This window comes from Natronorubrum halalkaliphilum, from assembly GCF_009834785.1.
In the GTDB taxonomy this organism is placed as follows: Archaea; Halobacteriota; Halobacteria; order Halobacteriales; family Natrialbaceae; genus Natronorubrum; species Natronorubrum halalkaliphilum.
Window position 1 is genome coordinate 72,656 of record NZ_WUYX01000053.1, and the last position, 22,415, is coordinate 95,070.

The 22,415-nt window shown below is 63.6% G+C and carries 17 protein-coding genes and 1 pseudogene; 9 read left to right on the top strand and 9 right to left on the bottom strand.

Going from position 1 to position 22,415, the window contains the following annotated elements:
* Both GS429_RS22250 and GS429_RS15975 read right to left on the bottom strand, forming a co-directional pair.
* Positions 1-692: pseudogene (locus tag GS429_RS22250) on the bottom strand (hypothetical protein); the annotation flags it as partial.
* Between the two features lie 451 nt (positions 693-1,143).
* Positions 1,144-2,781, bottom strand: a complete 1,638-nt coding sequence (locus GS429_RS15975) for a hypothetical protein (protein ID WP_160066338.1) — start codon at positions 2,779-2,781, stop codon at positions 1,144-1,146.
* Positions 2,782-3,110: 329 nt separating this feature from the next.
* Here GS429_RS15975 and tgtA point away from each other — a divergent pair, with 329 nt between their 5' ends.
* From tgtA to GS429_RS15995, 4 genes are all read left to right on the top strand, one after another.
* Positions 3,111-4,589: a tRNA guanosine(15) transglycosylase TgtA gene (gene tgtA, locus GS429_RS15980; RefSeq protein ID WP_160066339.1), complete on the top strand. Its 1,479-nt coding sequence runs from the start codon at positions 3,111-3,113 to the stop codon at positions 4,587-4,589.
* A gap of 116 nt (positions 4,590-4,705) precedes the next feature.
* Positions 4,706-6,643: a NosD domain-containing protein gene (locus GS429_RS15985; RefSeq protein WP_328821435.1), complete on the top strand. Its 1,938-nt coding sequence runs from the start codon at positions 4,706-4,708 to the stop codon at positions 6,641-6,643.
* Positions 6,636-7,373: an ABC transporter ATP-binding protein gene (locus GS429_RS15990; RefSeq protein WP_160066341.1), complete on the top strand. Its 738-nt coding sequence runs from the start codon at positions 6,636-6,638 to the stop codon at positions 7,371-7,373. Before GS429_RS15985 ends, GS429_RS15990 begins: the two co-directional genes overlap by 8 nt.
* A complete protein-coding gene (locus tag GS429_RS15995; protein WP_160066342.1) occupies positions 7,370-8,251 on the top strand; it encodes an ABC transporter permease in 882 nt (293 codons plus the stop codon). Before GS429_RS15990 ends, GS429_RS15995 begins: the two co-directional genes overlap by 4 nt.
* Positions 8,252-8,321: 70 nt before the next feature.
* Here the strand turns inward: GS429_RS15995 and GS429_RS16000 are convergent, their stop codons facing one another.
* Positions 8,322-8,906 carry a nitrous oxide reductase accessory protein NosL gene (locus tag GS429_RS16000; protein ID WP_160066343.1) on the bottom strand — a complete coding sequence of 195 codons (585 nt, stop codon included), beginning with the start codon at positions 8,904-8,906 and terminating at the stop codon, positions 8,322-8,324.
* 134 nt (positions 8,907-9,040) lie between these two features.
* Here GS429_RS16000 and GS429_RS16005 point away from each other — a divergent pair, with 134 nt between their 5' ends.
* Both GS429_RS16005 and GS429_RS16010 read left to right on the top strand, forming a co-directional pair.
* Positions 9,041-9,724 carry an SCO family protein gene (locus GS429_RS16005; RefSeq protein WP_160066344.1) on the top strand — a complete coding sequence of 228 codons (684 nt, stop codon included), beginning with the start codon at positions 9,041-9,043 and terminating at the stop codon, positions 9,722-9,724.
* Positions 9,721-10,539 (top strand): sulfite exporter TauE/SafE family protein, encoded by an 819-nt coding sequence (locus GS429_RS16010; protein ID WP_160066345.1) that lies wholly within the window; start codon positions 9,721-9,723, stop codon positions 10,537-10,539. The genes GS429_RS16005 and GS429_RS16010 overlap by 4 nt, the downstream gene beginning before the upstream one ends.
* A gap of 135 nt (positions 10,540-10,674) precedes the next feature.
* Here GS429_RS16010 and ddfA read toward each other — a convergent pair whose 3' ends face one another.
* Together ddfA and GS429_RS16020 are read right to left on the bottom strand one after the other, a co-directional pair.
* On the bottom strand, positions 10,675-11,043 hold the full coding sequence (gene ddfA / locus GS429_RS16015) for a DdfA family disk-determining factor (protein WP_160066346.1): 369 nt from the start codon (positions 11,041-11,043) through the stop codon (positions 10,675-10,677).
* 89 nt (positions 11,044-11,132) lie between these two features.
* Positions 11,133-11,603 (bottom strand): Lrp/AsnC family transcriptional regulator, encoded by a 471-nt coding sequence (locus GS429_RS16020; protein ID WP_160066347.1) that lies wholly within the window; start codon positions 11,601-11,603, stop codon positions 11,133-11,135.
* Positions 11,604-11,705: 102 nt separating this feature from the next.
* On the opposite strand from GS429_RS16020, the gene GS429_RS16025 reads away from it, so the two are divergent.
* On the top strand, positions 11,706-12,068 hold the full coding sequence (locus tag GS429_RS16025; RefSeq protein WP_160066348.1) for a TRAM domain-containing protein: 363 nt from the start codon (positions 11,706-11,708) through the stop codon (positions 12,066-12,068).
* A 127-nt stretch (positions 12,069-12,195) separates the two neighbouring features.
* Here GS429_RS16025 and GS429_RS16030 read toward each other — a convergent pair whose 3' ends face one another.
* Positions 12,196-13,110 carry a DMT family transporter gene (locus tag GS429_RS16030; RefSeq protein WP_160066349.1) on the bottom strand — a complete coding sequence of 305 codons (915 nt, stop codon included), beginning with the start codon at positions 13,108-13,110 and terminating at the stop codon, positions 12,196-12,198.
* Positions 13,111-13,287: 177 nt separating this feature from the next.
* Between GS429_RS16030 and arcS the strand changes: the two genes are divergently transcribed.
* Positions 13,288-15,051: an archaeosine synthase subunit alpha gene (arcS, locus tag GS429_RS16035; protein ID WP_160066350.1), complete on the top strand. Its 1,764-nt coding sequence runs from the start codon at positions 13,288-13,290 to the stop codon at positions 15,049-15,051.
* 333 nt (positions 15,052-15,384) lie between these two features.
* A complete protein-coding gene (locus tag GS429_RS16040) occupies positions 15,385-16,305 on the top strand; it encodes a formyltransferase family protein (RefSeq protein ID WP_160066351.1) in 921 nt (306 codons plus the stop codon).
* A 446-nt stretch (positions 16,306-16,751) separates the two neighbouring features.
* On the opposite strand, the gene GS429_RS16045 is transcribed toward GS429_RS16040, so the two are convergent.
* The 3 genes from GS429_RS16045 to GS429_RS16055 are packed head-to-tail and all read right to left on the bottom strand — an operon-like array spanning position 16,752 to position 22,168.
* Positions 16,752-18,443, bottom strand: coding sequence for a bacterio-opsin activator domain-containing protein (locus GS429_RS16045; protein WP_160066352.1), 1,692 nt, complete (start codon positions 18,441-18,443; stop codon positions 16,752-16,754).
* A complete protein-coding gene (locus tag GS429_RS16050) occupies positions 18,436-18,903 on the bottom strand; it encodes a response regulator (protein WP_160066353.1) in 468 nt (155 codons plus the stop codon). Before GS429_RS16050 ends, GS429_RS16045 begins: the two co-directional genes overlap by 8 nt.
* Positions 18,896-22,168 (bottom strand): PAS domain-containing protein, encoded by a 3,273-nt coding sequence (locus GS429_RS16055; protein WP_160066354.1) that lies wholly within the window; start codon positions 22,166-22,168, stop codon positions 18,896-18,898. Before GS429_RS16055 ends, GS429_RS16050 begins: the two co-directional genes overlap by 8 nt.
* Between the last annotated feature and the right edge of the window lie 247 nt (positions 22,169-22,415).

Here is a 22,415-nt window from a genome sequence, read left to right on the forward strand (position 1 = left end):
CCGTCATCTTCGTTGATCTCGAGGTCGTCGATCGTCAACTGATCGACGTCCATCGTTTCGATCGTGAGGTGCTGGATCGTGAGTTCGTCAGCGTCCTCGTCGATCAGATCCTGGCCGTTAGCGTCGTCGTTCTCATCGTCGACGCCGTTGTCGTCGTCAGCACCGTTTTCATCATCTGCGTCAGTGTCGTTCTCTTCTGCATCGTTTTCGTCATCTGCGTCGTCCTCGTCATCGGCATCATCGACGCCGTTGTCCTCGTCATCGACACCGGCGTCTTCCTCATCATCCGTTACGTCTTCACCATCGAGTTCGAGATCGTCGATCGAGACGTCCTCGAGTTCGAGGTGCTCGATCTCGATGTCGGAGATCGTCACCTGATCGCCGTCAGCGTCATCCTGTGCGCCGTTTTCGTCGTCAGCGTCGTCGTTTTCCTCCTCGATCTCGTCGACTTCCTCGTCGAGATCGTCCTCGTCAATGTCGAGGTTCTCGACGTTTATCTCCTCGATCGAGGCCTGCTCGACGGTGATGTTCTCGAGCTGGAGGGTCTCCACCTGTACGTTTTCGAGCGTTGCGTTCATGTCTCCGGCGTCGTCGTTCGCTCCCGACGTTGCGCCTGCGAGGGCAGGACCCCCCGACATCGCAACCATCAGCGCGACGAAGATGACTCCGAGTGTCTGCGATCGTGAAACCATGCATTCGTTCCTACCGGCGGATCACCGCTAAAACGAGCCGACTGTTACAGTCTTCAGTCGGCGAAACACGCTGTTGGAACTCGTGCGATAATCGCTAATCCGTCGTTCATCGTACTCGGCTCGATGACTCTCATCGCGGCCGGACGAACGATGCTGATCGAAGCGAATCGGTATTGTGCCTGCGCTCGCCACCGACTTATGGCAACTGCCGCAGAACGTCCCGTTACCGGCTTTTCACACTCTCCGATAACTGATACGGGACGATGCAGACTGGCCTGACCGGGCGATAGCAAGGATAGCGGCGTGTCGCACGAACCAGTACGGATTCGTCTCGAGGAGCGAGCCGTCGGCTCCAGGCTGTGACGATCGGTCGCAAAAAAAGCGCAAGCGGAAACCGGTCGGCATCGCGCCGACCGCTGCGGTAGTGCGTCGATCGGCGACGGTGTGCCGATCAGTTCAGGACGCCGAGGATGCCGTCGTCATCTTCCTCTTCTTCGTCATCCTCGTCGTCGTCATCGTCGTCGAGGCCGTTGTCGTCATCGTCGGCCTCGTCGTCATCGTCCATTTCGGTGTCGTCAGCGTCCTCGAGGTCGGCTGCGTCACCGAGCGTCAGGGATTCGGCGGTTGCGTCACCGATGTCGATCGAAGACGCGGAGGCGTGCTCGACGGTTTCTTCGTCGTCAGCCTCGTCGTCATCGTCGACACCGACGTCGTCATCGTCAGCATCGTCAACGCCGTTTTCGTCATCAGCGTCGTCCATGCCGTTTTCGTCGTCGTCGGCATCATCGACGCCGTTTTCGTCGTCAGCGTCGTCGTCATCTGCGAGACCGTTCTCGTCGTCAGCCTCGTCATCTTCCTCGTCCGCGAGGCCGTTCTCGTCATCGTCCATCGCATCGTCTTCCTCGACGTGCTCGACGGTCATCGAGTCGATGGTGATCTCGTCAACATCGAACTGCTCGATGGTGAGCTCGTCGATATGTTGCTCTTCGGTGTCAGCGTCGTCGTCAGCCTCGTCAGTGTCGTTGTCGTCAGCATCGTCGAGGCCGTTGTCGTCAGCCTCGTCGTCATCGTCGACACCAACGTCGTTCTCGTCGTCAGCTTCGTCGTCATCTGCGAGACCGTTCTCATCATCGTCGGCTTCGTCGTCATCTGCGAGGCCGTTCTCGTCATCGTCGGCTTCGTCGTCAGCCTCGTCGTCCTCGACGGTCAGCTCGTCGATGGTGAGCGTCTCGACGTCCATCGTTTCGATGGTGAGCTCGTCGATGGTGAGCTCGTCAGCGTCCTCGTCGATCAGATCCTGCTCGTCGTCGGCGTCATCGACGCCGTTTTCGTCGTCGTCGGCATCGTCAACGCCGTTTTCGTCGTCGTCGGCATCGTCAACGCCGTTCTCGTCGTCGGCGTCATCCATGCCGTTTTCGTCGTCGTCAGCATCGTCAACGCCGTTTTCGTCGTCGTCGGCGTCATCGATACCGTTCTCGTCATCGTCGGCATCGTCAACGCCGTTTTCGTCGTCGGCGTCATCCATGCCGTTCTCGTCAGCGTCCATCTCGTCGTCCTCATCGAGCTCGAGATCCTCGATCGAGACGTCCTCGAGTTCGAGGTGCTCGATCTCGATGTCGGAGATGGTCACTTCTTCGTCGTCGGCGTCATCGACGCCGTTTTCGTCATCAGCGTCGTCAACGCCGTTTTCGTCGTCAGCGTCGTCCATGCCGTTTTCGTCATCGTCGGCATCATCGACGCCGTTATCGTCGTCAGCGTCGTCGAGACCATTGTCGTCATCGTCGGCCTCGTCAACGCCATTGTCGTCATCTGCGTCGTCAACGCCGTTCTCGTCAGCGTCGTCGAGCTCATCCTCGAGTTCCTCCGTGTCCGCGTCGAGGTCCTCGACGTTCAGCTCTTCAATCGTGGCGTTCTCGATAGTGACGTTATCGAGGTCCAGTGTCTCTACCTGTACGTTTTCGAGTGTTACGCCCATGTCTCCGGCGTCGTCGTTCGCTCCTGACGTTGCGCCTGCGAGGGCAGGACCCCCCGACATCGCAACCATCAGCGCGACGAAGACGACTCCGAGTTTCTGCGGTCGTGAAACCATGCACTTTCTCCTACCGGCGGATCACGGCTAAAACGAGCCGACTGTTACAGGATTATCTCGGTGAAACACACAGTTAGAAATCCTGCAACGGTCCCTAATCAGTTGTTCATCCTGTCGGAAGCGAGGAGAGTCATACAGGCCAATTCGGCGACCCCGTTGATCGAGAATTGCTCTTGTGCCTGCGCTCGCCACTCCGATACCACAATCGCCGGAGAACGGAACGTTTACCGCGCGAGTGTCGCGTCGCGGGCCCAACCCTTATCTGCGTTCGATCGGCCGCTCGGACGGAATCTTCACTGACTTACGTCCGACAGCCCAACCCACGAGCAATGCGCGAGTGCTTCGAAGTCAGGGATACGGATGTCGGCGGCCGAATCGGCGAGCTCACCGTCCCGCGAGCCGACGTAACCGTCGAAACGCCGGCGCTGCTGCCGGTGATCAATCCGAACTTGGATACGATCAGCCCCCGCCGGCTCGCCGCGGAGTTCGGCGCCGAAATTCTCATCACGAACTCGTATATCATCCACGGTACCGAGGACGTCCGCGAGGCGGCCCTCGAGGACGGCCTGCACGACCTCCTCGATTTCCCGGGTGCGATCATGACCGACTCGGGCTCCTTCCAGCTGTCCGAATACGGGGAAATCGACGTGACGACCGAGGAAATCCTCGAGTTCCAGCACGCGATCGGATCCGACATCGCAACGCCCGTCGACATCCCGACCCCGCCGGACGTCTCTCGCGAGCGCGCCGCGGACGAACTCGAGACGACTCAGGAGCGCCTCGAGATCGCCGATGACGCCGAGACGGGCGAGATGCTCGTCAGCGCGCCCGTTCAGGGCTCGACCTACCCCGACCTGCGCGAGGCGGCCGGTCACCACGCGGACGGGACCGGATTGGACGTCTTCCCTGTCGGCGCGATCGTCCCGCTGCTGAACGATTACCGGTACGACGACATGGTCGACGCCGTCGCCGCCGCCAAGCGCGGCCTGGGCGCCGACGCCCCGGTCCACCTCTTCGGGGCCGGCCATCCCATGATGTTCGCACTCGGCGTCGCGATGGGGTGTGACCTGTTCGACTCCGCCGCCTACGCGCTCTACGCCCGCGACGATCGGTACCTGACGGTTCGGGGAACTCGCCACCTCGAGGAGTTAGACTACCTGCCCTGTTCGTGTCCCGTCTGTACTGAACACTCGCCCGACGACCTCCGCGCGCTCTCGGACAAGCCACGGGAGAAAGAGCTCGCCGCGCACAATCTCCACGTCACGTTCGAGGAGATCCGCCGGATCAAGCAGGCCATCCGCGCGGGCAACCTCCTCGAACTGGTCGAACAGCGCGCTCGCGCTCATCCGACGATGCTCGACGGCTACCGCACGCTGCTCGATCACGCCGCACAACTCGAGCGTTCGGATCCCGTCTCGAAAGGGGCCTTTTTCTACACCTCTCACGAGAGCGCCCGCCGGCCCGAGGTGTTGCGCCACCATCAGCGGCTCGATCGGCTCTCGGTTCCGGACTCGCTGTTTCTCACCGAGGGCGGCCCCGCGCGCGGCGACGAGTTCGACGACTCCTGGCGCGTCGAGCCGCCCTTCGGCCCCTTCCCGCGGTCGCTCTCGAAGAGCTATCCGTTTACGGCCGAACTGCCCGCCCGGACGGACCGCGCGGCCCTCGAGGCCGCGGCCGAGGGCGTCGCGCGACTCGCCGAGGCGAATCCGGACGCCGAGATCACGCTGGGCCACGACGGGTGGCCGACGGCGGTGCTCGAGCGGATTCCGAGCGGTGTCTCCCTGATCGATCTGACGGACGACCAGTAGTCCGCGTGGGTTCGTGACCGGGACCGAGTGTAAACACGATAACGACAGCCGGTCTTTCGATGCCGTTCTAGGCGTGTACCAGACGGTATATTTTGTACACGGCCCAAGGATCAGTCGTGCTCGACCTCTCGACGACGAACGTATTCCTCGGAGTGCTCGCCGTCGTCGTCCTCGCGAGCGTCGGACTGTTCGTCGTCGACCCCGGCTCGACGACGCCCGACCCCGTCGTGTTCGACGATACGGTCCCCGTCGGGCTGACGCTCGAGGCCGAACGAGGGCTCGACGACGACGTCGAACTCCCCCGAACACAGGTGTTCTACTCGCAGTATCGGTACGTCGTCGGCTACTACGGCGTCGAGACGTTCGTGGAAACCCAGCGCCAGCCCGAACACGAACAGCGGTTCGGCTATCCGATGACGGTATACGTCTCCGACTACAGCGATACGGGTGTCGAACTGACCGAGGAAGGGCATCCAACCGCGGATCGGCAACCGGGCTGGACCGACGCCGAGTCGACGTGGTTCGTCGTCGACAGCGACGCCGTGACGCCCCACGGGAAAACCGTCGTCCCCTTCTCCGACCGGGAAGACGCCGCGGCGTTTACCGACGAACACGGCGGCACCGTCCACGACTGGGCGTCGATCCTCGAGACGCGATTCGACGGCGACGACGCGACGGTTGCGCGCGACCGCGTCGACGACCGCCACCAGCAGGCCGACGAGCGGATCGAAACGGCCGAACCGCTCGCGGATCGGCCGACGTCGATCGTCGTCGGTGACGATACGGAGACCATCCAGGAAGCGATTGAGGAAGCGCCGGCGAACACGACGATCGAGATTCCGGAAGGAACCTACGAGGAGACCATCGAGATCGACCGCCCGGTCACGCTCGCCGGCGACGGTGACGTGACGCTTCGGGGCGACGGGAACGGGACGGTCGCGACGGTAATCGCCGATCGGGTGGCGATCACGGGCCTCGAGATCGACGGCGTCGGCAACGTGACGACTGAGGGGCGGGAGTTACCCGTCGATTTCGACGACGACGCGTGGGATGCCGCGCCCACCCAGTTCTACGCCGGCACGGACGCAGGAATCGCGACGTACGCGGCGGACGAACTGCTCGTCCAGGACGTCCGCATCGACACGCCCGCGAGCGGAATCATCACCTACGCGGGAGCGGACATCGTGATCCGTGATGTCACGGTGTCCGGACCGGAGGATCCGTCCGATGGGCTGGCCGGCGTGCTGTCGTTCCAGTCCGCAAGCGTGATCGAAGCCTCGACGTACCAGGGCGGGAGCAACGGCATCTACCTCTATCGGTCGCCGACCACCGTCATCCGCGAAAATACGCTCGAGGGGAATCGGCTCGGGATCCACCTGATGCACACGGACGATGCTCTCCTGGCTGACAACGTCCTCCGAGGGCAGCAAAACACCGGGATCTACATCATGACCGGGCCCCAGCGGAACGCGGTCGTCGGAAACACCGTCCGGGAGACGGCGACCGGCCTCAGTCCCGGCGGGAGCGATACGTACGTCGCGGAGAACAGCCTCGTGGAGAACGAACTCGGGTTGCGGGTCGATACGACCGCTTCGATCTACGAGAACAACGTCGTCGCCGGAAACGATGTCGGTGCGGCCGTGTCCACCATCCTGCCGACGAACCGGGTGGTCGGGAACGACTTTGTCGCCAACGGCGAACACGCCACCGCGAGCGCCGGTCCGCTTCGGATCTGGAGTCACGGCGGCGACGGAAACTACTGGCAGGGCGGTGCCGGCGTCGCCGACGGCGACCGGGCCGACCGGTCGTACACTCCAACGGACGCGATCGACAGTCGACTCCATCGGACCGACGGAACCCAAACGCTTGCCCGCGCGCCGGCCCTCCAGGCCTTGGCCGGACTCGAGGGGTCGGTACCGGGCATGCGAACCGGCAGTATCGTCGACCAGGCCCCGACCTGTGAACCGAACAACCCGGACCTGCTCGAGCGCACCGGGTGGGCCGACCACGCCTGGCCGTGTTACGAGACGACGCGCACGATAACCCATGACTGACCACGAAACCGTACTCGAGGCGACCGGTATCGATCACGACTACGGGACGGTCTCCGTCCTGCAGGACGTCTCCGCCACCGTTCGTCGGGGGACGGTGACGACCCTGATCGGCCCGAACGGCTCCGGCAAGACGACGCTAATCCGGGCACTCGCCGGGCTTCACGAACCGACTCGCGGCGAGGTCACGTATCACGGCCCCCAGACCGCCCGTCGGATCGGCTACCTGCCACAACACCCCGCGTTTCGTCCCGGGTTCACGTGCCTCGAGACGCTCGAATTTTACGCGTCGCTCGTGGGGATCGACCGCAAAGCCGCGGCGGCGTACTTGGAGCAGGTCGGCCTCGCAGACGCGACCGATAGACCCGTCGAAGCGCTTTCGGGCGGGATGACGCGACTGCTCGGAATCGCACAGGCGACGATCGGCGACCCGCCCGTCGTCGTGCTCGACGAACCCGGAAGCGGCCTGGATCCGGGAATGAGCGCCCACGTGTTCGACGTCGCGGCCGACCTCGCCGACGACGGAATCGCGGTGCTGTTGAGTTCGCACGATCTGGAACTCGTCGAACGCGTCGCCGATCGGGTGCTGGTGCTCTCCGACGGACGGATCGTCGAGCGGGGATCGACGGCGACCCTCGAGGCCGAGTACGGCGCCGACTCGCTGTGGTCGGTTTACGAAAGCGTCATCGAGGGCGACCTCGACACCGTTCGCGTTCAGGGTGAGCACGCATGAGCGAGGACGGAGCGACGATCGGCCGGGACGAACGGTCTCCGACCGACCACCGGCGATCGACGGCACCCGGGTCGACCCGGCTCCTCGAGACGATCGTCCGACGAGAGCTGCGAACGGTCGCTCGCACCCGGACGTTCTTCGTGCTCGGGGCGGCCTTCGCCGCGGTCGTACTGGGCATCGCCTGGGTCGGCGAGAGCGTGCGAGCGGGCTACGTTCCGACGCTGGTCGACCTGCTCACACCGCTTGAGTTGCTCGTTCCGATCGTGGCTGTCGCGTTCGGCTACCGGGCCATCATCGGCGACGAGCAGCGAGGCGAACTCGACGTCCTGGAGACCTATCCCGTCTCGAGTCGCGAGATCGTCCTCGGCGTCTACGTCGGGCGAGCGATCGGCCTCCTCGCCGTCGTCGTCGTCCCGCTCGTCCTCGTCGGACTCGTCGTTTCGGTCACCGAGAGCGACGCTCTGCGGACCTACGCTTCACACGCGGGTGCCGACTCGCCGATCCTGTTCGCCCGGTTCGTCGTCCTGACGGCGCTGTTCGCGCTGACGGTGCTCGCCGTCGCCATCGCGGTTTCGGCAATCGTGGGCGGGACGCGAAGCGCGCTCGCGCTCGCGATCGTCGCACTCGTCGTCCTCCTTGTCGGGTTGGACCTCGCGCTCGCGTACGGGTTCTCCGCCGGAGTGATCGGCGACGCCGGACTCGTCCACTCGCTGGCGATCAGTCCGCTCAGCGCGTACAGGGGACTCGTTTTCGAGAGCGCCGTCGTCGTCGCCGCGGGCACCGGTCCGGCGGTCGCTGCGCCCGTCTCGAGTCTGCTGAGTTTCGTCCTCTGGACGGTTGCCTCGCTCGCGGTTGCAACGTGGGCGGTCAACCGGTGACGTCTTCGCTGTCTTTGCCGTCTTTGCCGTCTTCGCTCGTCTCGAAAAGAGAACTCCCCGCTTGCCGCATTTACATCAAGGACATGACGAGGTCCTGCGTCACCTCGTCGTGATCGTAGATTTCGCCGCCGTAATCCGCCTGGAACTCCGCCGCCTCGTCGGCGTTGCTGAACGGGACGAGCGACGCCCCCATCGCCCCTCCCACCTCGCTGTCGGCGACCAGCGTGAGTCCCGCCGCGTCGCCGAAGGCGTCGGCCTCGAGATGGCGAGTTGCCACGAGACCGTCTTCGTCCTCCTGAATCTCGTAGTCGACCGCGGAGTAGTCGGTCAGGTAGACGACCGTCGGTTCGGCCTCGGCCTCGTTATCGAAGGTAAACGCGTACGTACACAGCGAACTGCAGAACCGTGCCGGACGGTCCTCGTCGAGGATCTCCGTCGGGTCTTCGTAGTGCGTCTGGCCGGCCGGTCCAGCGTGACCGCCGATCCGCATCGTACAGTTGTCACAGTCGTGGTCGTCGTCGACTTCGATCGCGTCGGGGACGCTCGCCTCCTCGCCGTCGAGACAGCCGGCGACCGCGCCGAGACAGACTGCCCCGACGCTACCCAGGACGGTTCGACGGGTCACGATCCGACCGGTCGTGTCGGTTGAATCCATACTCGAGGTTGGCAGTCTCGAGGTAAACCAGATCTGGTCTAGTTCACGAAACGGGGCGTCAGAACCGCTCACGATGGTCGTCTTCGATAGTCCTACCAGACGCTACTTGATCGGGTCGTCCTTAGAGACGACCGATGCACCGACGATCGATTCTCGCTGCAGGCGCAAGCGTCGGCACTGGGATCGTGGCGGGCTGTCTGACCGGACGAATCGCCGGCGACGAGACGGCCGACGAGGCAGTACTCGGGCCGCCGGAGGAGGAACACGCACACGGCGACGACTACGCGTACCCGACGTACGGCGATCCGTTTCCGATCATCGAACTCCAAGATCCGCTGGCAGAGACGACCGTCGATACCGGGACGATCGACGACGAGTGTCTGGTCTGTACCGCGTTCTACGCGACGTGTCCGGCCGAGTGTATCCCCCTGATGAACGCCATCGCTACGGTCCAAGAACAGAGCGTCGAGCAGGGGATCGACGACGCGGTCCGATTCCTGGCGATCACCTTCGATCCGGACCGAGACACCCCCGAGGAACTCCGCAACCACGCCGCGATGGTCGAGGCCGACCTCGAACGGGGCAACTGGCACTACCTCCGACCGGCCGACGCCGCGGAGGCCGAGTCGATCGTCAACGACGATCTCGGGATCCTCTACGAGCGCGAGGGCGACGGACCGATGGTGGAGTTCGCCCACATTACGGTCACGTTCCTCGTCAACCCCGATGGCTACGTCGAACGGAGCTATCGGGGCGAGAGCCCGGACGTCGACCGGATCAGTGACGACCTCGAGGCAGTCGTCGACGCGGTGGAATGACACAGACGTGTCACGACCCCGGGCTCGACCCGACCGCCGTCGAGCCCGTCGGACTCGTGGTCTTCGTCCTGATCGGGCTGTTCGGCGGAGCCCACTGTCTAGGGATGTGTGGCCCGCTCGTAACCACCTACGCGGATCGGCTCCGCGATGGGGACGACGGGGCCCGGGGCCGCCGGGACGATACCGTCACGCTCCGAGCGGTCCGCCAGCACGCGCTGTTCAACCTCGGCCGAACGATTAGCTACGCGCTTCTCGGCGGGCTCTTCGGCCTCGTGGGCTCGCTCGTATTCGTCACGCCGCGGGCGGTTACCGGCGTCGTAACGGACATCCACGCAGTTGCCGGGATCGTCGTCGGGGGACTGATCGTCGCGATGGGGGTCCACTACCTGTTCGGACGGGGCGTATTCGGCGGCTCCGTCGGCACGTCGCTTTTCGACCCCGTTCTCGGTCGCGCACAGCGGTGGCTGCTCAAGCGCATCGACGCGTGGGTGAACGATGGCCGTATCCTCGGTCTGGGCGCGGCTCACGGGCTGTTCCCCTGTCCCATCCTTTATCCCGCCTTCCTCTACGCGTTCGTCCAGGGGTCGCCGATGGGCGGGGCCGCCGCACTGGCTGCCCTGGGCGCCGGGACGATTCCCGCGCTGTTCCTCTACGGGACGCTCTTTCAGTCGCTCAGCGTCGAACGGAGGATCGCGCTGCACCGCGTCCTCGGCCTGGTGTTCGTCGTGCTCGGCTACATTCCGCTCCAGCACGGTCTCGCGGTCCTGGGCGTTCCCGCACCGTCGCTACCGATTCCCTACTACCAGCCGTTATAAAACAGGTAACACCGGACTCGATCCGATCTCGAATCGCCGCGCCATCGGAACCGCCGAGAGGGCCATCCTACCGGGTTTTCAGTTGGACCACAGCAGGGTCGCGGTTGCATCGGTACCGACGGACAACGGGCCGTCTCAGGCTTCGGGCTGGGACGTGTCGGCGGCGACCCTGGCCGGTTCGCTCGCCGGCGTGCCGTCGACCGTAATCTCGAGGTTGTCACCGCACTCGACGGCGACCTCGTGGCCGTCGTAGGTAAACTCGAGACGGCCGTGTCGCGGCCCGCCGGCTCGCGTCGATTCGAAGAGCGCATCCAGTGCGTCGGGGTCGATAAACTCGTATAACGGCGGAAGTTCCGTCTCGGAAACACCCCGCTGGGTCGCGATCGCAGTGACGACGGCGATGCTTACGGAGCCGTCGAACCCGCTGTCAGCCGAACCGATGATGGATTTACTCACGCCGTACTCCAACGTTCGGAGGCATAAAAGGGTAGCGCAAAACCCCATTTGACCCCACAGATCCGTTCCGATAGTTTCGGTTTCCGAGATTCAAAGCCGGTTATCAGTGGCAATTCGCAGCCGTCGGAGCGCTTCGGTCAGCTGTCGGTGGTCGTGGTTCCGAAGTGGTCGAACGGCTGCCGGTATTCGGCTTTGATGAGTTCTTCTCCCTCGATGTCGAGCCCTGCCCGCTGGAGGGAGCTCACGGTCGTCGTGATTTCGTCGGTGTCCTCGGCGACGATATCGACGCGGAGGTTTCGATGGCCGGTCATGAGTTCCCGGACGGCAACGACGCCGTCGAACTCCAGTGCCCTGGCGGCCAACTCCCCCCGTTCGTGGATCGGGACCGTACACTGGACGGACATGTACATCGACTTCGCCGTCCGCTCGTAGTTGATCAACGGGACGTAGCCGCTGATCACGCCTTCATCCTCGAGGCGCTGAATGCGGTTCCGGACGGTGTTTGCCGTTACGCCGACTTCGCCGGCGATATCCGTTGCCGTGGTGTGGCGGGCATCCCCCTGTAGGCGATGTAGAATTCCTCTATCGACATCGTCGAGTTCGATCATAGCATTCGTTTCGTATCCAGCAGCAAGCGCTTTTGGTTCGGCCGGCGCCGCGACGACGGACACACCAGAACAGCAAAGGTACCGGGGTCGTCTGAATTGAGTATGCTCGGGGTAGCATCGCTCCTCCTCGGAGCGATCGTCATTGTCCTATTCGGCTCGTGGCTGATCAAACGGGCTCGTGGCGACGGGCGATCGACAGCCCAACAGGAGTCGTTCGAACGTCACAAAGCGGCCCAGGAACGCGATCCGCCGGTCGATATCGGCGACGTCAGGCAAGTCGCCGTCCAGGAGTTTACCGAACACCACTCCGGCGAGCAGCAGGCGCTGTGCAAGGTCGAAGGGTTCGTCGTCTTCGCCGAAGACGTTCCCCCTGGCCTCGAGGTCGGCGACGTGATCGAGGTCAAAATCCTCTCGTTCAACCGGGGCCACACCTCCGCGACGGCGACGATTCTTGACACCGTTTGATCGCCTGGTTCGGCAGTTCCGTCGAGTGCTGTCTGGGATCGGCGTTTCCCGGCGATTATGGCTATTCACCCTAGGAGTACCACGCTCTGCGCGCTCGGCCGCCGCAGGATTTTCGTCGACGCCTCGCTCACCCGGAGAGGGAAACGAGCGTCGCACCAATCACGACGACGAACGCCGACGCGCCGACGCGCCAGGTGACTCGCTCGAGTCGCCGCGGCAAGAAGAGCACGGAGCAGACGACCACGAGCAACGGCGTGAGTTGCAATAGCGGCATGACGAGGACGACGGGTGCGATCTCGAGTGCGGCGAAGTAGGCGACGAAGCCGACGGTCGTCGAGATACCGCCTGCGACGTACCACGCGGTGGACGCGGTTCGAACGGGAATGCGTCGCAGCGAGCGAGTCCAGGCGAGATAGCCCACGAACCCGATCGTTGCGACGCCCGCCATGACGACGATTCCGGGGAGAATCGCCGTCCCCTCCGCAAGTCCTGTCGAGATGAAGATCGGTTCGATACCGATGCAAACGGCGGCGACGAGGGGGAGCACGAGCGTCGCCCCGGTCTCGCGGATCGACTCTTCGGGACCCGTCGCCGCCGCAGTTTCCCACGAAACGACCGCGAGTCCGGCGACGATCAGCACGACTCCTGCGAAGTGGGCGGCCGTCAGTCGCTCCTCGAGCAGGAGTACGGCGAACACCGTCGCGAAGAGAACGTTCGAGGCGATCACCGGAGACGTGAGATTCGCGCCGATCTCCTCGATACTCTTGAACATCAGCAAGCGCGCGACGAACATGCCGGCGACGCCGGCCGCGGCGAACGAAACGAACGACCGCGGCGTGAAGAGATCGGTGTAGGGCGGCGAGTACAACACGAGAACGGGCGGAACGACCAGCGCCACGTTACAGAGCAAGACGACGAGAACCGCGTCGGTCACCTCCCCGTCGTCGGTCCCGAGGCGAATACAGAGAAACTGTCCCGCAAACCCCGCCGCGCCGACCGTCGCTAACAGGATACCGAGTACCGAATCCGACACCTCGAGCATACCCTACCGGTTTCGCGCAGACGCGGATAACCGCTCTGATAACGCTCGCGCCGGGTTGATGTCGCCACCCGCCGAGCAAGCGACTGCGGAACTGCGAGCCGCGACCCGCGAAACACGAACAACGCGCCGCGACCCGCGACCGACAGCCTCTTTCGCCCTCCCCGATCCAGTTCTGGTATGACCGACTACTTCGAAATCCACGAGCGCGACGGGGCTGCGCGCGTGGGTGAGCTCCGCCTCGAACTCGACACACCCCGAACGACCCCCGCGCTCGTCGACGATATCGTCGAGGACGCCGGCTCGCTCTGGAGCGACGATCGAGACGTGCCCGACGGCGACGAGTCCCAGCTTACCGTGCTCCCTCACCGATCGTTCCCCGGCGGCACCGCCGACGAGGTCCGGGAGTCGTTCGCCGTCGACTACCCCGACGTCGACTACCCCAGCGTCGCCGTCGTCTCGAGCGAGAGCCCCGCCGACCACGGAACGGACGCCTACGCCGTCTCGAACGTCCAGTCGATCACGGGCCACGGCGCGGCGCTCGTCGAAGCCGTCGTCGCCGTCCGCGAGGCGATCCCCGCCGACACCGCACTACTGTTCTCCGGCGTCGCCACGCCGCGCAACGTCGCCCTGCTGGCCTACGCCGGCGTCGACCTGTTCGACGAGACCGCCGCCGTCGTGAAAGGAACCGAAGGGCGGTATCTGACGACCGACGAGGCCTACTTCCTCGAGGATCTCGAGGAGTTGCCCTGCACCTGTCCGGCCTGCCAAAAGCCCCGCGAAGAATTCACCCGCGAGGACTGCGCCGCACACAATGCCAACGCCCTCGCAGCCGAACTCGGCATCGTCCGCCGGCGCATACGCGACGGCCGGCTCCGGGATTACGTGGAGGGCCAGGCCCGCCACGACCAGTGGCTCACCGCCGCCATGCGCGAACTCGACTCCCAGTGGGGGTACCTCGAGGAGCGCACGCCGATCCTGCGGGACGCCCAGATCAACGCGGCGACCGAAGACACCCTTCGGCGGGTCGAGATCCAGCGCTTTGCCGACCGAATAACGTCTCGGTACCGCAACCGATTCCGAAACCCGCTGGTTCTGGTCCCCTGTTCGGCGACCAAACCCTACAGCGAATCCCAGAGCCACCGCCAGTTCCACGACGCCATCCAGTGGCGCGCCCACCTCGTCTCCATGACGAGTCCGATCGGCGTCGTCCCGCAGGAACTCGAGACGACCTACCCCGCCCAACAGTACGACACCGTCGTCACGGGTCGGTGGTCCGAAGACGAGAAACAGTTCGTGAGCGCGGTGCTCCGGCGCTACCTCGAGCGCAACGAGTACCCGGAGATCATCGCCCACGTTCCGGGCGAGGGCTATCGCGACATCGTCTCCCGCGTCGAAGACGAGTTGGATCTCGAGATCACCTACACCGTCCCCGAAGGCGGTCACCCGACCGACGAAGAGTCGCTTTCGAACCTCTCTTCGGCGCTGTCGGGCGAGTTAAAGTACTCCAAGCGAGAACGCGAGCACAACACCGTTCGCGCCATCGCGGACTACCTGCTCGGCGACGGGGCGGGCGACGAGCTCTTTCCCGACATTCAGACGACGAGCCGGTACCCCAAGATCCAGGTGCGCGACGCCGACGAAACGCAGCTCGCGACGATGGTTCCCCAGTACGGGACGCTTTCCTTTACCCTCGAAGGGGCCCGGCAGTGGGTCGATAGCGACGCGCCGACCAAGCGAGTCGAAATCGACGGCTTCGTTCCCCACGGGAGCGTGCTCGCGCCGGGCGTCGTCGACGCCGACGAGGAGATCCGCGTCGGCGACGAGGTCGTCGTCGAGGGACCGAAGGCGTTCGGCGTCGGCCGCGCGGAGATGTTCGGCCGCGAGATGCGCGAGAGCACCCGCGGCATCGCCTGCGAGATTCGTCACGTCGAAGAGAAGTGACGATCCGGCGACGGCCGTATCCGCTCATCGCGGTGCTCACCGACCCGGACACGATTTGAGCTGGTGCTCGCGGTAGACGGCCGCCGGAACGGTCTCGCCGCAGAGGTCGCACTCGCGACGATCGCGGCGACCGTCGTCGGTGTCGTCAGTCACGGTTTGGGGTTCGATCGACGGCTACCTCGTCGTTTCGGAAACGCGCTCGAGACCGGTTCCGTTTCTGCGCTCTTTTCGCCGTTCGAACGCCGTTTCCGGATCCGGTTTTGCCGGTTTACGATGCGTATTCTGTTTACATGCTGGCGCTAACTAAGGGTCGACCTGCGAATGTGCTGTCATATGGGTGAGGAGAGTCCGAAGACGGTTGGAGTCCTGGCCGAGCCGTATCTCCACGAGTGGCAGGTCCGTGCACTAGAACGGCTCCAATCGGAAACCGACGTCGACGTTTCGCTGGTCGTGTACAACGCCAGCAACACGGAGTACGAAGCCGAATCGTGGAACACCAAGGACCGGCCCAGTCTCGACGACGTCGCGCAGTTTTTCGACGCCTTCCGGCAGGAGAAGGCGTGGTCGCTCGTCCTCGCAGAGCGGAACATCGGCCGACTGTTCGGCGACGAGCAAGAGCTCTGGTACCGACACTCCCTCGAGAACGTCGACTGTCTCGCCGGTGCCGATTTCCGCCCGTGTGAGCCACGCGTCGAGAACGGCTGGAGCGAACTGCCGGACGATATCGTTAGCCAGCTTGCAGACCGGTGTGACGTCGTGATCCGATTCGGGTTCGGCCTGATCCGCGGTGAGGTCCTGACCGCACCGAAATACGGCGTACTGAGCTTTCATCCCGCAGACATTCGGACGTATCGGGGCATGGGGCCGCCGGTGATCTTTCGCGACGGCCGGGAGCGCGCCGGATCGACGTTACAGCGCCTGGACGAGTCGATCGATGGCGGCGAAATCGTCGCCTACGACGAGGTGCATCTCGGCAATTGCCACACGCTCTGGGACGTTTTCGACCGACTCGCAGCGTTACAAATCCGTCTCCTGGCCGAGGGAATTTCCAACCTGGGAAAGCCGGCGTTCGAACCCGAAGTCGTTCCTGATGAACAGTTAGGTGACTTTTACTACCGGAAACAGCGGCGTACACCCCCGTTTGCGGGACGTGTCCTCCTGAAAAATCTCTCCGGACGCGTCCGACGACGACTCGAGCGAACCCGGTCGTCGGAGGGGGTGTTCGAGTCGCCATCCGATATCCCCGGTGATTAATACGGACTGCTGCCAGCCCGACAGATCGTCAGTGGCTCTCAGCGGCCTCCTCTCGTTCGTCATCGTCAGGTCATCTGAGCCGGCTTCCCGGCCGATTCGGCCTGGGCCGCCGCCGTGCTCGTCGCTATCGGACTCATCGTGACCAGACTCTCGATGATCTTCGTCGCGGTCGCTATAGTAGCCACTGAAAGTCAATGCACTCCTGATCGCACGGCTGTCGTGCGGTCAGTGTGTTAATAGTTCCAGTTGTTGCTATCGTCGAAGCGAAACCGTCGACACACCGCAGGATCCGATCGCACCATGGAATGCCTGATTCGGTTTTTGATTCGACGGCGTCCTCGAAACCGCTGGAGCGACGGCAACGGGGACGGGAATGGCGGCAACGGGGACGGGAATACGACAACAACGGCAACGGGGACGACAACGGCGACATCTCGCCGACCGCCCTACTCTCCGAGCACCGAATTGAAGAACTTCCGTTCGGCCGTCCGGAGATGCTGATTGAACGTCGCCGGCGCGATGCCGAGTCGCTCGGCGATCTCCTCGCCGGTACTTTCGCGGGGCCAGTCGAAGTAGCCCGCGAAGTAGGCCGTCTCGAGGGCCGCTCGCTGTTTCTCGGTGAGCTCCTCCTCGAGAACCGACGCCGATCCCGTATCGTTGGGTTCGCTGCGCTCGCTGGTTCGCTGTGCGAGGTAGGTGACGTCGTCGCGCTGTTCCTGGATGAGTTCGATCATCTGGCGCGTGTCTCGGCCGCGGGGGAGTTCGACGACGAACCGGAACTCGCCGTCGTCGACCGTCGCGGACTGGACCCGGCCGCCGTGGGTCGCGATCGTCTCGAACAGGGACACCGCAGCCGGAGCCACGAGTTCGAACTCGAACGCGTCGCGTCTGACGGCGAGGAACCGAACCTCGCCGAACCCGTCGGTTTCCTCGATCGTCTCGCGAAACACCTCCTGATCGACGCCTTCAGCCGAGCCGTAGGCCAGCAGGGTCTCGTCGCCCCGAATCAGCTGATCGAGTTCGATCGTACACTCCTCGGACGTGGAAAGCTGGATCAACGGTTTGGCCAGTTCCTCGACGCGGAACTCGAGTTCGATGACCGCGTCGCTGACCAGTGCGTCCTTCCGCTCGATCGCCGTGATCGCGTGGGCGATGACGTCGCCGATCCGGGCGAGAATCGTCGTTTCCGGCCCCTCGAAGGACCGTGGTGACGATGAGTAGACGTTCAACACGCCGTAAACGAGATCCTCGTGAGTGATCGGAATCGCCGCGGACGATCTGTAGCCGCGATCGAGCGCTGCATCGCGCCACGGCTCGTACTCGGCGTTGTCCTCGAGGTCGTTTGCGACCTGGACCGATCCAGTTCGAATGGCCGTGCCGGACGGGCCCTGTCCGGCCGCATCGTCTTCGTCGGCGCTGATATCGACGTCGTCGAGATAGCCGTCTTCGAGGCCGGCTGCTGCCTTCGGGACGACGCGATCGCTGCCCGGGTTGACGCCGCCGATCCAGGCGAACCGGTACGCGTCGGACTCGGCGAGGCGGTCACAGACCCGCTGTTCGAGGTCCGCCCGCGTCTCGGTCGTGATCACCGCGTGAGTGATGTCGTGTCCGATCCGATTGAGCCGGTTGAGCGCCTCGAGTTGCTCGCGCTGGCGCTGGCGTTCGTGCTCCTGGCGGGCCCGTTCGATCGCGTGGTGGATCGTCCGCACGAGCAACTCGCTGGTCACCTCGTCTTTGACCAGGAAGTCCTGTGCACCGCGCTGGATCGCCTGTACACCGACCTGCTGGTCGCGGACGCCGGTCAACACGACGATGGGCGTTTTCCCGCTTTCCTCGTGGACGGTCTCGAGGGTCTGTAGCCCCTCGCTGTCGGGCAGGTTCAGGTCGAGCAATACGACGTCGGGACCGGACTCGAGTCCCTCGAGGCCGTCCTCGAGGCGGGTCTCGCGGTTGATCTCCGGAGTCCGCCCCGCCGATTCGGTCGCACTGACACGCTGGGCGAGCTCTTCGGTGTCTCGAAGCATCTCCTGAATCAGGCGTGCATCGCCGGGGTTGTCTTCGATCAGCAGGATCTGTAACGTGTCGATTTCGGCGTCGGATTCGGTTTCGGTTTCGGACTGGGTATTCGTTTCACTCATGGCTGTCCTCTTCTGGGGGGAGCCGCACGACCGAGAACCAGAACTTCTCGAAGGCGCGAACGGTTTCGATGAAGTCGTCCGGATCGACCGGCTTCGTGAGATAGGCGTTTGCGTGCAGTTCGTAGGATCTGACGACGTCCTCTTCGGCTCGAGAACTCGTCAGAACGATCACTGGAATCGATCGAAGGTCGGCGTCCGCTTTGAGCTCTTTGAGGACCTCCTCACCGTCCTTCCGGGGAAGGTTGAGATCCAACAGGATGAGATCCGGTCGCGGCGCGTCATCGTACTCGCCGCGCCGGGAGAGAAACTCGAGCGCCTCGTTGCCGTCGGAGACGACGTGGAGGTCGTTCTCGATACGGCCCTGTTTGAACGCCTCTTCGGTTAGTCGGACGTCACCCGGGTTGTCCTCGACTAACAGGATCTGTGCTGGTTCCGGCAGAGATTGTCTCGAATTACTCATTGCTGTCACATGTCTTCGTAGGACCTGGTTCGCCGGTTTCCGGCGGTGCTGGCAACGTTACCGAGAACGTCGACCCCTCGCCGGGTTCCGATTCGACGCGAATGTCGCCGTCGTGTCGCTCGACGATGCGCTGACAGACCGCGAGTCCGATTCCGGTTCCGGGGTACTCCTCGATGCTGTGAAGCCGATCGAACACCTGGAAGATGCGATCCGAATCGGCCGGATCGATTCCAATCCCCCGGTCGCGAACTGAGATACTCCACTCTTGTCCGTTCTTTTCCGCGAACACTGATATACGTGGGGTCTGCTCACCAGCGTACGTGATCGCGTTATCAAGGAGATTCTGGAACACCTGCCGAAGCTGGTCCGGATCGCCGTACACGGCCGGCAGCGACTCGACGGTGATCTCGGCGTCGGTCTCCTCGATTCGCACCTCGAGGTCGGTCAGCACGTCCTCGAGGACGGCTTCGGTGTCGACGACTTCGAACGGATCGCCCTGCGTGTCGATCCGGGAATACGCGAGTAATCCGTTGATCATCTCCTGCATCCGTTCGGCCCCGTCGACCGCGTACTCGATGAACTCCTCGCCGTCCGCGTCGAGTTCGTCCGCGTATCGACGCTCGACGAGCCGCAGGTAACTCGAGACCATCCGCAGCGGCTCCTGTAAGTCGTGGCTCGCAGCGTAGGCGAACTGCTCTAACCGTTCGTTCGACGACTCGAGGTCGGAGACGAGTTCTTCGAGCCTGCGCTGGTTTTCCTTGCGCTCGGAGATGTCTCGACCGATTCCTGCCAGTACGGTGTTTCCGGCCGGGTTCTCGAGTCCCGTCGCGATGAACTCGTAGGGGATCGTTTCGCCGTCTCTGGTCACGACATCGGCTTCGACACGGGCGTTTCCCGTCTCGAAGACGTCCTGAATCGCAGTCGCGATCCGCTCCTGATCCGCCCCGGCGAAGAAGTCGAGCGGCGTCATCGAGTCGACCTCGGCGTCGGTATACCCCGTAACGTCACACAGCGTTTCGTTCCAGCGCTGGAACGAGCCGTCCTCGCCGAGGACGTAGAACACGTCGTCGATCGCGTTCAGCACGTCGTCGGTGTACTTCTTGAACCGCTCGAGTCGGGCCTCGCGTTCGCGGAGTTTCCGTTCCTGTTCCTTGCGGTCGGTAACGTCTTGGACCATGATCATCCCCGCGAACACGTCGCCCTGCTCGTCCGCGACCGGAACCGTATACGCGAGCCACTCGCGGCCGTGTAACCGGTACTCGAAGGACGTTTGCTCACCGGCCAACGCAGCCCGAAGGTTCGATTCAAACGTCGCCCGCGTTTCGCCCTCGTACCGTTCTCGAACCGTTTGGCCGACGAAGTCGTCGACCGACGTATCGATCTCGTCGAGGATCTGCCCGCCTGCGAGGGTGTACTGGAGGTCGTCGTCGAACAGCGCGACGATTCCGTTGGGGAAGTGTTCGACCAGCGTCCGGTACCGACGCTCGCTCACCTCGAGTTCCCGTCGGTACTGTTGACGCTCGAGTTCGTAGCTGAGCCACTGAGTCACGAGTTCGACGAAGCTCCGTTCGGCGGGCGTAAACGCCGTCGACCGGGCGGCGTCGTCGGCAAAGCACAGCGTTCCGTAAAGCTCGCCGTCGACGCGAATCTGGCCGCCGAGATAGCTGTCGAAATCCCACTTTTCGTAGGCGTGATCGTCCGCCCAGCCCTCTTCGGGGGCGTTCGTGAGCACGAGCAGCTCGTCGGCTTCGATCGTCCGCCGACAGTACGTTTCCGACAGCGACGAGATCGATCCCGGCTCCAATCGATCGTCGTCGCCGGTGACGTAGACGACCTCGAAGCGATCGTCGCGTTCGTCGATATCGGCCATGAATCCGACGTCCAGTCCCAGCCGTTCGCGGCCGAGTTCGAGCAGTTGTTGGACCTTCTGTTCGAACGTCAGTTCCCGATCAGCGGTGATCGAGTACAGCCGCTGTAGGGTCCGATTGTTCTCGTGGAGTTCCCGCTCGACTCGTTTGCGTTCGCTAACGTCTCGAAAGTAGACCGACAGCCCCGTCTGGGAGGGGTACGCGTGGACCTCGAACCAGGTCTCGAGGGGCGGAAAGTACTCCTCGAAGGACGTCGGCTCCTGGGTCTTCATCGCGTGTCGGTACTCCGTTTCGAACGTCGAGTCGACGGCCGCCGGGAACGCTTCCCAGAGGGTCCTCCCGATCAGCCCCTCGTCGTCGGGATCGATCAACGCTCGTGCACGATCGTTGACGTACGTGATGGTCCACTCCGCATCCAGTCCGAAGAACGCGTCCGTGATCCGGTCGACCGTCGTCTCGAGTTCGCCCTCGAGGCGTTTCCGTTCGGTGATGTCTTCGATAGCAAAAACGGCCTTTTGCACCTCGTCGCCGCTGGTTCCCAACGGTGCCCCGTTGACCGAAATCCAGACCCGCGTTCCATCCGGCTGCCGAACGTTCAGTTCGACGTTGTACACCGATTCCCCGCAGTCGACGACCTGTCGGAACGGCATCTCGGATTCGGGGACGGGATCGCCCGCTTCGTCTCTGGCGTCCCAGTCCGGAGCATCGTGTCTGAGCGACGTGATCTCGTCGCGACTCCGGCCAAAAATTTCTTCGGCGCGTTCGTTGGCGAACGAGACCTCACCGTCGTCGGTGATGACGGTGATCCCCATCGGACTCGTTTCGACGATCCGATCCGTGAACGCCGCCTCTATCTGCTGACTCCGGTGAGCCCGCCGATTCTCGATGGCGGAGGCGACGATATTCGCGACGTTCTCGACGAACGAGAGGTCGTGTTCGGTGAACTCGCGGCGATCCGTCGTGTGGGCGCTGATGACGCCCCACGGCTCCTCGACAGAGCCGATAACGGCGCTGATTCCGCTCGTAACGTCGTGGTCGGCAAGCAGGTCCGTAACCGAAAATCGATCCTCCGTTTCGACGTTCTCGACGGCGACCGGGCCCTCGGCGGCCAGCGTGTACCCCACCTGCGAGTCGGAATCGGTTGCGATCGTCGCCGATCCAGTGAGATCGTCCCCCCAACCGATACCCCGTCTGAGCGAGACTGCGTCGTCCTCCGGACGGACCTCGAAAATCGCACCGTGGTCGGCATCGAGCGTCTCGCGGACGGCGTTCACGGCGTCGGTCAGCAGGGAGTCGATATCGGACGACTCGAGCGCCTGCTGGCCGAGTTCGGCGACGACCTCCTGCTGTCGGACGCGAGACCGAAGTTGGCCTGTTGGGGGGTCGGAGGTTGCCATAATCGATTGCTATTCACAAGTCGGTTGACGAGCATAAATGTAGTGTTCGAAGAGACCCGCGGCTGCCACTTTCGGTGATTCCGGACAGTCCGGATCGTCCCAACAGTCGGCATCCCGAACGAGAGCGTGTCGCCGATAGTTACCGTCCCCACGGAGTCTCTCCAAACTCAGTGGCCGGCCCAGCGAGCGTAGGTCAGACTCGAGCGATCGAACAGTGGCGACAGCGACCGATTCCGGATCGGACTGC